Genomic DNA, 12,654 nt, shown 5'->3' on the forward strand with positions numbered 1-12,654 from the left:
CGCTCGATCCGCGCTTTACCTTCGACAGCTTCATCGTGGGCAAGCCGAACGAATTCGCCCATGCCTGCGCGCGGCGCGTGGCGGAGCGGCCGGCGATGCCCGGCTTCAACCCGCTGTTTCTGTATGGCGGCGTTGGCCTCGGCAAGACGCATCTGATGCACGCCATCGCCTGGGACCTCGCGAATGTCCGCAGCAGCGTGTCGGTCGCCTATATGTCGGCCGAGAAGTTCATGTACCGCTTCATCGCGGCGATCCGCCGGCAGTCCACGATGGAGTTCAAGGAACAGCTGCGCAGCGTCGACCTGCTGATGATCGACGACCTGCAGTTCCTGATCGGCAAGGACAACACGCAGGAAGAGTTCTTCCATACGTTCAACGCGCTGATCGATGCCGGCAAGCAGATCGTGGTCTCCGCCGACAAGTCGCCGAGCGACCTGAACGGGCTCGAGGACCGGCTGCGCACGCGGCTCGGCTGCGGCATGGTCGCCGACCTGCACGCGACGACGTTCGAGCTGCGCATCTCGATTCTGGAAGCCAAGGCCGCGCGCGCCGCGACCGAGGTGCCGCCCAAGGTGCTGGAGTTCCTCGCCAACAAGATCAACAGCAATGTTCGCGAGCTGGAAGGCGCGCTCAACCGGCTGATCGCGCACGCCAACCTGTTCAACCGGCCGATCACGCTGGAGAGCACGCAGGAGGTCCTGCACGACCTGCTGAAGTCCCACGACCGGCGCATCACGATCGAGGAGATCCAGCGCCGGGTCGCCGAGCACTGGAACATCCGCCTGACCGACATGACGAGCGCCCGGCGCGCGCGCAACGTCGCGCGGCCGCGCCAGGTGGCCATGTATCTCGCCAAGCATCTCACCCAGCGCTCGTTGCCGGAAATCGGCCGGAAATTCGGCAACCGCGACCACACGACGGTCATGCACGCGATCTCCCGCGTGGGCGAGCTGATGACCGAGGACCCCGGCTTCGCCGAGGACGTGGAATTGCTGCGGCGTTTGCTGGAACGCTGACGCGGGCCCGCGCCGCGCCCGTCAGTGACGGCCGGCGGGCGCCTTTTCGCCCGCTTTCTGGCGCCGGGATATGGCGCGGCATGCCGGTTCTGCCCTAATCCTTGCGCCGTGGCGGTCCCTTGCTAGAGTCGGGGCCGATACGCGGCGGAGTCGGCCCATGGCCGGCCCACGGCCGCGCGCTCCCGGGGATCAGGACATGAAGCTCAAGGCCGATCGTGCAACGCTGCTGAAGGCGCTGGCGCACGTCCAGAGCGTGGTGGAGCGTCGCAATACGATCCCCATCCTTGCCAACGTGATGCTGCGGGTCGAAAGCGGCAAGCTGACACTGACCGCGACCGACATGGAAATCGCCATCGTCGAGGACGTGGCGGCCAGCACGACCCGCAACGGCGCCTGCACCGCCCCGGCCTCGACCCTGTACGAGATCGTCCGCAAGCTGCCGGACAATGCCGAGGTCGAGTTCGACCACCCGGGCGGCGACGCGCAGCTTGCCCTGCGCGCCGGGCGGTATGCGACGAAGCTGGTCGTGCTGCCGGTCGAGGACTTTCCCAGCATGACGGCCGGCACCCTGCCGCACCGCTTCTCCCTGCCCGCGGTGACCCTTCGCGGCCTGATTGACCGCACCCGTTTCGCGATCAGCACGGAAGAGACGCGCTACTACCTCAACGGCATCTATCTGCACGCCACGGAATCCGGCGGCGCGAAGGTGCTGCGCGCCGTCGCGACCGACGGCCACCGCCTCGCGCGGGTGGAGGAGCCGCTGCCGGAGGGTGCCGCCGCGATGCCGGGCGTCATCGTGCCGCGCAAGACGGTGGGCGAGCTGCGCAAGCTGCTCGACGAGACCTCCGACGCGGTCGATGTCGAGCTGTCCGATACCCGCATCAAGTTCCGCATCGGCACGGTGACGCTGACCAGCAAGCTGATCGACGGCACCTTCCCGGAATACGAGCGCGTCATCCCCCGCGACAACGACAAGATCCTGCGCGTCGGCGCCAAGAAGTTCGCCGAGGCGGTGGGCCGCGTCGCCGCCATCAGCAGCGAGCGGTCGCGTCCGGTGAAGCTGTCGCTGGGCCCGGATCAGCTGGCCCTGCTGGCCACCAGCCCGGAGCTCGGCACCGCCACCGAGGAGCTGGATTCCGAGGACGTCAGCTACAGCGCCGCGCCGCTCGAGATCGGGTTCCAGGCCCGCTATCTCAACGACATCACCGACCAGATCGGCGACAAGATCGAGTTCCGCTTCTCCGACGGCGCCGCGCCCACGGTGGTGTGCGACGTGGCCGATCCGTCGGCGCTGTACGTGCTGATGCCCATGCGGGTCTAGCCCGCGGCGCCGCTCAGGTCTGCGTCTGCTCCTGCGTCTGCGCCAGCGGGCGCCAGTCGCGGAAGAACGCGGTGCCGATCTCGCTCGCGAGCAGGATGAAATCGCTCTGCAGCGCGTCCAGAAACTGGTGCAGCCCGGCCTCCACCACCGCCTCGACCGAGCGCGCCGCCAGCGCCGCGCGCAGCTCCTCGATGCGTTCCAGGGCCGGCACGGTGCCGCGCAGCCCATAGCGGCTGCGCAGCGTCGCGATCTGCCATTCGATCTGCGAGACGCATAGCAGCACGCTGCGCGGGAAGGACGTGTCCGTCAGCAGGAACCGCACCACGTCCGCGGGCGAGAAGCCGGGCGGGGCGACGCGGCGGAAGGCGTGATGCCCGGCGGCGGCGCGCAGCACGCCGCCCCATTGCGTCATCTCCGTGACCCGCCGTTCCTCCGGGCCGTACGGCACCAGCAGGTGATACTGGATGTCGAGCAGCCGCGTCGTCTGGTCGGCGCGTTCGATCGAGCGGCCGAGCTGGTAGAAGAACCAGCCCTCGTCGCGGAAGAACGTCCCCTCGGTGATGCCGGTATGTTCCTGCACGCCCTGTTTGATGCGCGCGCACAGGCGCGACAGCTGGTCGCCCGACAGGCTCGCCGGCGGGATATGCAGCAGCTCGCGATGCAACATGTTGAGCTGCATCCACATCTCGGTGCTGATGACCGGGCGTAGCGTGCGCGCGTTCAGCCGCGCCGCCGCGATCGCCGCCGGCACGCTGGTCGGGTTGTCCGCGTCGGTGAGGTAGAAGCGTTTGACCGAGGCGGCGTCGCGTTCATAGCCGCGGTCGGCGAATCCCTCCTCGTCGGCGTTGATGCGGATGAGCGCGTACCAGGACTCCGCCGCCTGCGACGGCATCTCGAACCCCTGGGTGACGTCGATCAGGCGCGCGATGTTCTCGACGCGCTCCATGTAGCGTGCCATCCAGAACAGGCCTTCGGCATAGCGCGCGAGCAGCGGCGTCTGCGTGCTCATGGCGACGCTCCGCCGGTCAGCGCAGGTGCCACGTCGTGCGCCTCCGGCTCGGTGTCGAGCACCCAGGTGTCCTTGGACCCGCCGCCCTGCGACGAGTTCACCACCAGGCTGCCCTCGCGCATCGCGACCCGCGTCAGGCCGCCCGGCAGCACCCATGTCTCGCGTCCCGTCACCGCGAACGGCCGCAGGTCCAGATGGCGCGGCCGCAGCCCGTCATCCACCAGCGTGGGCGCGACGGACAGGCCGATCACCGGCTGGCTGATCCAGTTCGCCGGATCGGCGAGCAGCGCCGCCCGCGCCGCCTCCAGCTCCGCGCGGCTGGCGCGCGGGCCGATGGTGATGCCATAGCCGCCGGACTCGCCCACCGGCTTGACGACGAGCTGGTCGAGACGGTCGAGCGTGTAGGCGAGCCCGTTCGGCTCGCGGCAGATATGCGTCTCCACGTTCGGCAGGATCGGGTCCTGATCGAGGTAGTAGCGGATGATGCGCGGCATGTAGGCATAGATCGCCTTGTCGTCCGCGACGCCCGTGCCGACGGCATTGGCCAGCGCCACGTTGCCGCGCCGCCATGCCCCGACGAGGCCCGGGACACCGAGCAGGCTGTCGGGGCGGAAGACGGTCGGATCGAGGAAATCATCGCCGATGCGGCGGTAGATCGAATGCACCGGCCAGCGTCCTGCGATCGTGCGCATGAAGACGCGGTCGTCCTCGACGAACAGATCGGCGCCCTCGACGAGCGGGACGCCCATCTCGCGCGCGAGGAAGACATGCTCGAAGTAGGCGGAATTGTAGATACCGGGGGACAGCAGCACGACCTGCGGGTCGGGCACGCTCTCCGGCGCGATCTCGGTCAGCGCGGCGCGCAGGCGGCGGCCGTAATCGTCGACGGGCCGCAGCCGCATCCCCGCCATCAGGTCGGGGAAGGCGCGATACATCAGATGCCGGTTCTCGACGACATAGGACACGCCGGACGGCGTGCGGGCATTGTCCTCGAGCACGCGGAAGCCGCCGGCCTCGTCGCGCACGATGTCGATGCCGCAGATATGGACATAGGTGCCGAAAGGAACGGCGAACCCCTCCATTTCCGGACGGTAGTTGGCGTTGCCGAGCACGAGCTCCGCCGGGATGACGCCGTCGCGCAGGATCTTCCGGTCGTGATAGATGTCGTAGAGGAACGCGTTCAGCGCCGCCACGCGCTGCTTCACGCCGCTTTCCAGCGTGCGCCATTCGGGCGCCGTGATGATTCGCGGCACGCAATCGAACGGCAGGATGCGGTCGATCGCGCTGGCCTGGCTGTAGACGGTGAAGGTCACGCCGAGATTGATGAGGTCGGTCTCCGCCGCCGCGGCGCGTTCGCGCAGCGCGGCGAGGCCGATTTCGGCGATGCGGCCGCGCACCGCGGCGATCGTGCCGCAATCGCCCGCCCGCCCGGCCTGCAACTCGCAAAAATACGGGCCTTGCTCGTAGCCGGCAAAGGGATCGGGGTCGGCAGCCGTCATGCCTGTTCTTCCGTCGGTTCGCGCCCGCCGGCGGGCGCCGGCCGGGCAGCCGCCCGCGCGCCGGGTCCTGGTTGCCGTCCTCGCAGTCTCGTCACGCCGATGTCATCGTAACCGTCTTGTCGTATCCACCGGGTTTATTAGCAATGGTCGGGCCAAAACGGGGGCGGCAGGACGTCGGACGGCCGTGCTTTGCCGTCGTGCGGCGAGTCGCTACTGTCCAGCCCCGCCGGGCTGCCGATAGCGAGACCGGTGCCGAGAGCCGAGGCAGATAACTGTTGCAAATCCAGCTTGTAGCGGTGTTAGTTGAGGCTCTGCATCATGTCCGGCCCGGTCATTCCGGGCGCCGCGTTCAACCGCCTGGAGCCCGCGTAGGAGCCCCGCATGCGTCAGTCCCTGTTCCGTTTAATGGTCGCCAGCCTCGCCGCCGGTCAATTGCTGGCGGCTCCGCTGGCGCAGGCGGAATGTGCCCGTCCGATGGACAAATCGGCGTTCGACGTCGCCGGCATGAAAAGCGAGCTGATGGTGGTCGCGCTGACCTGCGACGTGCGCGACAAATACAACGACTTCGTCGCCCGCTATCAGCCGACGCTGCGCGCGCAGGAGCACAACCTCGACTCCTATTTCCACCGCGCCTACGGCCGCCGCGCCCAGAAGGAGCATGACGACTACATCACGCTGCTGGCCAACGTGCAGTCCGAGACCGGGATCAAGCAGGGCACGTTGTTCTGCCGCGAGAATATCGGCCTGTTCGACGAGGTGCTGGCGCTGCCCAAAAGCGCCGACATCGTCAGCTATGCGGGCAGCAAGGCGTTCGTGCAGCCGGCGACGCTGACGACCTGCAGCGATACCCGCGGCCCGGTGGAGCGCGGTCCGCGTCGCGCCCGGGTGCGCAAGGTCTCGATGAAGACGCATCAGCACTGATCGCCACCCGGCGACGCGGGTTGCAGAAAAGGGCGCCGCGAGGCGCCCTTTTCATGTTCGCGGCCGACGCAGGCGGTGCTGCCGGCGGGCCGGCGCGTCAGCCGTTCTGCGCGACCTGCTGGCGCATCGCGCTGATCAGCGCCGCCACGTTGTTGCCGTGCTGCGACAGGAACGAGGCATAATCGCTCCGCTGCGTCAGCCGCAGGCTGGTGCCCTCCGCGATCACGTCGACGATCTTCGGGCTCCCGGAGGTGTCGGAAATCACCCACTCCACGTCCGCCGGGGCGTTGTTCGGACGTTCGACGACGGAGGCGACATGCTGCGTGTCGCCCGACGGGGTGGCGCGGCCCACCGTGACCTTCACGCCGGAATACTCGCCGAGATGGCCGGTGATGCTGGTCACCAGCACCTCGTGGAACAGGCCGAGATAGGCTTTCTGCTGGTCCGGCGTCGCCGCGCGCCAGAACCGGCCAAGGCAGAAGGTGCCGACCCCGTCCACGTCCACGGCGCTGTCGATGATCTGCGCCATGGCCCGGCGTTTCTCGGCGATCGACATGCTGCCGTTGACGACGGCGGTCAGGCGCTGGGCGGTCTGGCGCACGAAGGCGGTGGCCTCCTGTCCGCTCGGCATGGCCCAGGCCCGGCGCAGCGGCGCCGGCAGCACCAGGAGCACGGCAGAGGCGCCGGCCCAGTGCAGCGTCGTCGTCAGGAGCGTGCGTCGTGCGATCATGGCTGTATCTCGCTTCACAATGTCGGCACGTAAACGGTTGACGGGCGCCGCATCAAGCCCTGCCCCGCCGACGCAGGTGCGCCCATCCTAGTGGCCGGCGTCGTCCGCCGGGTGGGCGGGCTGCGGGAACCAGACCGGGACGGTCGCGCGGTTGTCGTTGCGCACCGTCTCGATCTGCGACGCCCTGTGCTGACGATAGAGCGACCGGAAGGTTGCATAGGGGTCGAGCGCCGTCTTTTTAATCTGATCGATTTCGTCCAGCAGCCGTGACCGCGTGTCGATCGCGGAGATCGGGAAACGGCTCCAGGTCAGCACCAGGACCACCGTCCCCTGGCCCAGCCAGTTAAACGGGTCGAGAAGCCCGTTGTCGACGCCGAAGCCGATCGCGTCGCGCGGATTGCTCGGCCCCAGGATGGGGAGAAACAGGAACGGTCCGCTCGGCACGCCCCACAGGGCCATGGAGATGCCGAAATCCGCATCATGCGCGGCATACCCCATGCCGGTCGCCACGTCGAAGATGCCCAGGCCGCCCAGCGTGGTATTGATGAGGAACCGCATCGTGGTGTCGCCGGCGCGACGCGGCTTCCCCTCCAGCATGTCGTTGGTGAGCGTGACGGGCGTGCTGAGATTGACCAGGACGTTGTGGACGCCGTTGCGCACCGGCCGCGGCACCACGTCCCGGTAGCCGAGGGCGAGCGGGCGCAGCAGATAGGTGTCGAGGCCGTTGTTGATCTTGTAGAAAACCCGGTTGGTGGGCTCCAGCGGGTCGTCGGTCGCCTTGTAGTCCGCCAACGCGTCGGGGTCCGACGCCGGCGGCGGCGTCGCGCAGCCGGCGAGCAGGCCCAGAAGCGGGCCGGCCAGACTGCCGAGCAGCAGCAGGGTGGAAACCGGGTGGCGCATGGGCATGCCTCAGGCGTCTGAGTGAGTGGGACGAGACCCCGGCCGGTCAGGCCACCGGCGGGTATGGACGCGGAACGAAAGTCGGATCAGGTGTCTAACATGAGAGACGTCGGGTGCAACGTTGTGCCTGATTGACAAGGTGCGTGGCTGCCCGGTCTTGTGGGGGAGCCGGCGCCCCCGGGCAGCCGGTTGTCTGCGGAGTGTTGCATGAATCACGCTGCTACCGACGCGCGCGGCACCCTCGACCGGTGGCTGACCAGCCCGCGCGTCAGTGCGATCCCGATGCCGCGGGGCGACCTGTCGCCGCCGCTGCTGTCCTTTGAGTTCTTTCCGCCCCGGACCGACGCGCTGGAGGCGCAGCTCTGGGCCTGCATCCGCCGGCTCGAGGGGCTGCGGCCGCGCTTCGTGTCCGTCACCTATGGCGCGGGCGGCACAACCCAGGCCCGCACCCACGCGACCGTCGCCCGGCTGGTGTCGGAGACCAGCCTGACCCCCGCCGCGCACCTTACCTGCGTCGGCGCGGCGCGCGGCGAGATCGACGAGGTGGCGCGGCGCTACTGGGACGCGGGGGTGCGGCACATCGTGGCACTGCGCGGCGATCCGCCGGCGGGACAGGCATATGTGCCGCATCCCAACGGGTATGCGTATGCCGCAGACCTCGTCGCCGGCCTGCGCCGTGTTGCCGATTTCGAGCTGTCGGTCGCGGCCTATCCGGAGACGCATCCGCAGGCGGCCGGCCAAGATGCCGATCTCGACAACCTCAAGCGCAAGCTCGATGCCGGGGCGACGCGGGCGATCACCCAGTATTTCTTCGATACGGGCGTCTATCTCCGCTTCCTCGATCGCTGCCTCGCCGCCGGGATCACGGCGCCGATCGTGCCCGGCATCATGCCCGTGTCGAACTACGCGCAGGCCGCGCGGTTCTCCGCCATGTGCGGCGCCAGCATGCCGGACTGGATCGGCCGGCTGTTCGAGGGGCTGGATGACGACATCGAGACGCGCCGCATGGTGGGCGCGGTGATCGCCGCCGAACAGGTGCGCCTGCTCCAGGCCAACGGCGTGGACGAGTTCCACTTCTACACGCTCAACCGGCCGGACCTGACCTACGCGATCGCCCGCATCCTCGGCGTCCGGCCGGCGGCGGACGCGGCCTCAGGCGCCGAGGGCCCCGGCTAGCTCCTCGATGGAGTTCACGATCACGTCCCAGTCCTGATCCGGTGCGAGGTCGGTGGTCTGCGCCGGCCCGTACTCGGTCGGCCGCAGGATGAAGCCGGTTTGCAGCCCGAGCGCGCGGGCCGCGCGCAGGTCGCCGTTATGGGCCGCCGCCATCATCACCTCGCCCGGCGGCAAGCCCAGCAGCCGGCAGGCGCCGAGATAGGTCTCGGGGTCCGGCTTGTAGTGGCCGAACAGGTCGCTGCCGAACACCATGTCCCAGGGCAGGCCGCCGAAGCGCGCCAGATCGACCAGCAGCGAGACATTGCCGTTCGACAGCGGCCCGAGCGTCGCGACCGCATGCAGCCGGCGCAGACCCGGGACGGAGTCGGGCCATGGATGCAGCCGGTGCCAGCCCATCGTCATCCAGTGCCGCGTCGCGTCGTCCAGCGCGTCGAGGCCGAAGCGACCGCACAGCGCGTCGAGGCTGGCCCGGTGCAAATCGTCGAGCAGCGTCCAGGGCAGTTCGCCCCGGCGCACGCGGTTCATCGACGGCGCATAGGCCGCCCGCCAGGCATCGACCAGGCCTGCCCAGTCGGCGGTGATGCCGTGCCGGGCGCCGTGGTCGGACAATTCGGCGATCAGGCTGCCGCGCCAGTCCACCACCGTGCCGAACGTGTCGAACAGGATCGCTTTCGGTGCCGCGCGTCGCATGACGTCCCTCCGTCGTTGGATCAGAACATGCCGAACAGCCGGCGCAGATAGCCAGGGGTCAGCACGCTGAGCGGGTTCACCGAAACCGCCGGGTCCGCAAGCTTGCCCTTGACGGTAAAGTCGGCGGCAAACAGGCCGCCGCCGCGCTCGGGGCTGAACAGCTTGCCGACCAGCGGCACGCGGCCGAGCAGCGAGTTGAAGAAATACGCCGGCACGATCGTGCCCTGGAGGTCCGCGACGTCGCTGCCGAGCATGATGCTGCCTGTCGCCGTCATCCCGAGCGCCGCGTTGTAGATCCGGCTGCCGCCCAGCGCGAGGTGATCGCCCGCCAGCGTGAACGGCGCCTCCAGCCTCGTGAAGCCCAGCCCCGGGCCGTTCAGCATGTCGAGCAGGCCATACAGCGTCATCCCCTGCAGCAGCTTGGCCATGAAGGGGGTGTTCCGGATACGGAAGTCGCGGATCGTGGCGGCCCCGGCGAGCGGGTGCGCCGGCACACGGTCGGCGAAGCGGCCGTTGATCGACAGGGCGCCCCCGTCCATCGTCTGGAAGACGTCGAGGGCGCGGAGAAGCTGTCCGGCATTCGCCGCCGTGACCGTCAGCCGCCGGCCGCCGGGGTCGGGCGCGATGTCGAGGTGGAACGCGCCGTTGGGCACGGTCGCGCCGTCCAGTCGGACGCGGTCGAGGGTGCGCCCATCGCTCTCGGCATGCACCGCGACCCCCGTCACCGACTGGCCGCGGCCCATCAGCGCGCGGGCGAAGCGGGCGTCGACGACATAGGCCGGGCCCGGCGCACTGTTGGCCGGGGGCGTGGCGCCGGCATGGCTGAAGCGCGCGGAGAGGTCGATCTGGCTGCCGTCGATGTCGGCGCGGATCGGCCCCCCCGGCCGCCCGGGAAACCGGATGGTGCCGCGTCCGTCCGTGGCCCCGATCACGATGTGGTCGAGTCGCAGCACGGAAGCCCCGCCCGGCGCATAGCTGGCGGTCCCGTGTACGGACAGTCCGTCGCCCTCCAGCGACAGGCGGTCGATGCCGGCCAGCCGGTCGTGCGTGAGCCGGGCACGCAGCGACGCTTTCGCCGGCCGGCCCGCGGCCTTGGACCATTCCAGGAACGTCGCCTTCATCGCCGCCTCGGTCAGGTCGGCGTCGATCGTCAGCTCCGCGGCCCCGTCGCGCTGCGCCGCATAGGTCGCGCGCAGCCCCACCGGGCCGGTCATGACCGTCTTGACGTCGAGGCCCGCCGCCGCGAGCTGCGCCCCCGTCGGCCGGGCGGATGCGGTCAGGCGCTGCGTGATCTCCCCGGGCGGGCCGGGGCGGAAGTCGAGCGCGCCGGTGAACCGTGCCGGAATGCCGGCGAGATGTGCCTGCCCCTCGGCGTGCAGCCCGACATTATCGGCCGTCAGCTCGGCCGTGCCGTGATCGAGGTCGTGCCCCGTCAGGATGGCGGGCAGGCGCACCTGCGTCAGATGCGCGCCGATCCGCAGCGCGATGTCGTCGATCGAGACCTTGGTTTCGAGCGGGACCCGCACGTGGATCGTCACCGCGGCCTCGCCCTGCGGATCGTGGACACCGATCGGGTGGTCGGCCAGCAGGTGCAGCCGCGGCTGCGACAGCAGCGCCACCGCCTCGCCGAGGCTGCCGGCGAGGTCGAGGTCAATCACGCCGACCTGATGCGGATGCGAAACGCCCGTGATCTCCATGGTGCTGCCCCGCAGCGCGATGCCGCCGCCCGGTCGCCCGGCATCGGCCGGGATCAGCGCCTGTTCGTGACCCCCGACGAAGGTGAGCCGTATGCGGTCGGGATCGAGCACCTCCAGCGTCGCGCGGACGTGTTCGACCGGCGGGATCGGGCGCAGCCAGTGCACGGTGATGTCATCGGCCGCGAGGCTGCCGCCGGCGGCCACGAGATCGATATCGTTCAGCCCCGGCCCCGATTTCAGGGCAACGGTGAAGTGCCCGTCATGGGCGACGCCGGAGGTCACGTTCTCCGTCACCCAGCTGCGCGCGCCGGGACCGCCCGCCCCGTGCGGCCAGAGCACCGGCAGGTCGATGAAGGCGACGCGGTCGACGCCGAGCGCGAGCTGCGCGCCCCAGCCGTCGCCCTCGCGCCGCGCGGTGCCGGCGGCGGTGATCACGGAGGGCTGCGCCGTCTCGCGCGCCGCGACGCGCAGCATGCCGCCGCGCAACGTGAACTGCCCGCCCGAGGCGGTGATCACGCCGTGACCGCCCAGCAGGCGCAGATCGCCGTGCGGCAGGCTGATCAGCCCGGCCCCGGTGTTGATGGCCAGCGTCCCGGTCCGCAGCCCGAGATGCGGACCGAGCGTCGCCTCGGCCGCCAGCGTCACCGGCGCGTCGAGGGCGGCCAGCGCCGCCAGCCGGCCGCCCGTGCTGCGCAGGATTGCCGCCGGCGTCACGTCGGCAAGCCGCACGGTGAGATGCGTCTGCGCGCCGCCGGGAAGCAGGTCGGCCGTCACCGTCAGCTTCGCCTGCTGGTCGGCCAGCGCCAGCATGACCGCCGCATAGCCCTTCACGCCGCCCTGCGCCGCCCGGGTGAGGTCGATCGTCGCCGAGGGCGCCTCCCAGGTCACGCCAAGCTGCTTGTCGATGAGCGTCAGGCGCGCGTCGATGATGCGGACACGGCGCAGCTCGTTCAGCCGTCGCATCTGCGGCGGCCCGCGCGGCCTCTCCAGCAGCGGGCCGCCCCACCGCCCGGCCTGAGGCGGCCGGGCCAGTTCGGTGAACAGCGCGTCCGCGGGATTGGCGGAGGACGTCTCCGGCGTGACGCCGCCGAGGTCGAGCGTCAGCGTCCCGTCCGGCCCGCGCTGCAGCGTCAGGCGGGCGCGGTCGACCTGCACCTCGCGCGGGCGCAGCCGGCCGAGCAGCAACTCGCCGAGCGAGAGCGAAATCATGCCCGACGGCACGTCCATGATGGAGCGGCCATTGGCGTCGCTGGCGGTGACGTGGCCGAGGCGTATGACGAGCGGGCTGCCGGCGCCCTGGGTGAAGCCCGCCCATTGCACCGACGCGCTGCCGACATGCAGACGGATCGGCCGTTCGTCCCGGTCGGCGACGTGCTCCAGCCAGCGGGCGAGCAGGGGGCTCTGCAGCGGCCCCCGCGACAGCCGCCACGCCATGCCGCCGAAGCCGGCGGACAGTATGATGACGCTTGCGAGCAGCATCGCGCCGAGCCCGTGCAACAGGCGCCCCGCATGACCGCCCATCCCGCTCCCGACATGCCAGCCGATGCGCAGCCCGTGGCGCCAGACCGGCACACGCGGCGGCGGGTCCGCCACGGGCACGGCGGAGACAATCGCCGGCGGCGGGGGCAGAGCGGGCGCTTGACCGGCCTCTTCGCTCACGCGCAGCCTCCGGCGCGATGGATCAGGACGCCCGCC

General features: G+C 70.0%; 10 protein-coding genes. 4 read left to right on the plus strand and 6 right to left on the minus strand.

Features of this window, described 5'->3' with window-relative positions:
* Both dnaA and dnaN read left to right on the plus strand, forming a co-directional pair.
* Positions 1-1,016, plus strand: a 1,016-nt coding sequence (dnaA, locus tag B8460_RS04945; RefSeq protein WP_048860470.1) for a chromosomal replication initiator protein DnaA, incomplete at its 5' end; no start/stop codon positions are given.
* A 196-nt stretch (positions 1,017-1,212) separates the two neighbouring features.
* Entirely contained in the window at positions 1,213-2,337 is a 1,125-nt protein-coding gene (gene dnaN / locus B8460_RS04950) for a DNA polymerase III subunit beta (RefSeq protein ID WP_048860471.1), read from the plus strand.
* 13 nt (positions 2,338-2,350) lie between these two features.
* Here the strand turns inward: dnaN and B8460_RS04955 are convergent, their stop codons facing one another.
* Together B8460_RS04955 and B8460_RS04960 are read right to left on the minus strand one after the other, a co-directional pair.
* Entirely contained in the window at positions 2,351-3,346 is a 996-nt protein-coding gene (locus B8460_RS04955) for an alpha-E domain-containing protein (RefSeq protein WP_048860472.1), read from the minus strand.
* Positions 3,343-4,845, minus strand: coding sequence for a circularly permuted type 2 ATP-grasp protein (locus B8460_RS04960; RefSeq protein ID WP_048860473.1), 1,503 nt, complete (start codon positions 4,843-4,845; stop codon positions 3,343-3,345). The genes B8460_RS04955 and B8460_RS04960 overlap by 4 nt, the downstream gene beginning before the upstream one ends.
* Positions 4,846-5,226: 381 nt before the next feature.
* On the opposite strand from B8460_RS04960, the gene B8460_RS04965 reads away from it, so the two are divergent.
* The gene (locus B8460_RS04965) at positions 5,227-5,766 is read left to right on the plus strand and encodes a hypothetical protein (RefSeq protein ID WP_148360356.1); all 540 of its coding nucleotides are present in this window, start codon (positions 5,227-5,229) and stop codon (positions 5,764-5,766) included.
* Between the two features lie 97 nt (positions 5,767-5,863).
* Here B8460_RS04965 and B8460_RS04970 read toward each other — a convergent pair whose 3' ends face one another.
* The gene (locus B8460_RS04970; protein WP_052945130.1) at positions 5,864-6,496 is read right to left on the minus strand and encodes an MlaC/ttg2D family ABC transporter substrate-binding protein; all 633 of its coding nucleotides are present in this window, start codon (positions 6,494-6,496) and stop codon (positions 5,864-5,866) included.
* 87 nt (positions 6,497-6,583) lie between these two features.
* On the minus strand, positions 6,584-7,396 hold the full coding sequence (locus B8460_RS04975) for an MlaA family lipoprotein (protein WP_084623249.1): 813 nt from the start codon (positions 7,394-7,396) through the stop codon (positions 6,584-6,586).
* Between the two features lie 207 nt (positions 7,397-7,603).
* Here B8460_RS04975 and metF point away from each other — a divergent pair, with 207 nt between their 5' ends.
* Positions 7,604-8,572 (plus strand): methylenetetrahydrofolate reductase [NAD(P)H], encoded by a 969-nt coding sequence (metF, locus tag B8460_RS04980; protein ID WP_048860474.1) that lies wholly within the window; start codon positions 7,604-7,606, stop codon positions 8,570-8,572.
* On the opposite strand, the gene B8460_RS04985 is transcribed toward metF, so the two are convergent.
* On the minus strand, positions 8,549-9,262 hold the full coding sequence (locus B8460_RS04985) for a haloacid dehalogenase type II (RefSeq protein WP_048860475.1): 714 nt from the start codon (positions 9,260-9,262) through the stop codon (positions 8,549-8,551). The two genes, metF and B8460_RS04985, sit on opposite strands and share 24 nt — an antisense overlap.
* A gap of 20 nt (positions 9,263-9,282) precedes the next feature.
* Positions 9,283-12,618, minus strand: coding sequence for an AsmA-like C-terminal region-containing protein (locus B8460_RS04990; protein WP_148360361.1), 3,336 nt, complete (start codon positions 12,616-12,618; stop codon positions 9,283-9,285).
* Positions 12,619-12,654 lie beyond the last annotated feature (36 nt).

Origin of the sequence: Acidisphaera rubrifaciens HS-AP3 (genome assembly GCF_000964365.1) — a bacterium.
GTDB lineage: Bacteria > Pseudomonadota > Alphaproteobacteria > Acetobacterales > Acetobacteraceae > Acidisphaera > Acidisphaera rubrifaciens.

Excerpts from the sequence above, each read along its gene's own strand:
- dnaN (WP_048860471.1), top strand. The coding sequence starts at position 1,213 with ATGAAGCTCAAGGCCGATCGTGCAACGCTGCTGAAGGCGCTGGCGCAC.
- B8460_RS04955 (WP_048860472.1), bottom strand. The coding sequence starts at position 3,346 with ATGAGCACGCAGACGCCGCTGCTCGCGCGCTATGCCGAAGGCCTGTTC.
- B8460_RS04960 (WP_048860473.1), bottom strand. The coding sequence starts at position 4,845 with ATGACGGCTGCCGACCCCGATCCCTTTGCCGGCTACGAGCAAGGCCCG.
- B8460_RS04965 (WP_148360356.1), top strand. The coding sequence starts at position 5,227 with ATGCGTCAGTCCCTGTTCCGTTTAATGGTCGCCAGCCTCGCCGCCGGT.
- B8460_RS04970 (WP_052945130.1), bottom strand. The coding sequence starts at position 6,496 with ATGATCGCACGACGCACGCTCCTGACGACGACGCTGCACTGGGCCGGC.
- B8460_RS04975 (WP_084623249.1), bottom strand. The coding sequence starts at position 7,396 with ATGCGCCACCCGGTTTCCACCCTGCTGCTGCTCGGCAGTCTGGCCGGC.
- metF (WP_048860474.1), top strand. The coding sequence starts at position 7,604 with ATGAATCACGCTGCTACCGACGCGCGCGGCACCCTCGACCGGTGGCTG.
- B8460_RS04985 (WP_048860475.1), bottom strand. The coding sequence starts at position 9,262 with ATGCGACGCGCGGCACCGAAAGCGATCCTGTTCGACACGTTCGGCACG.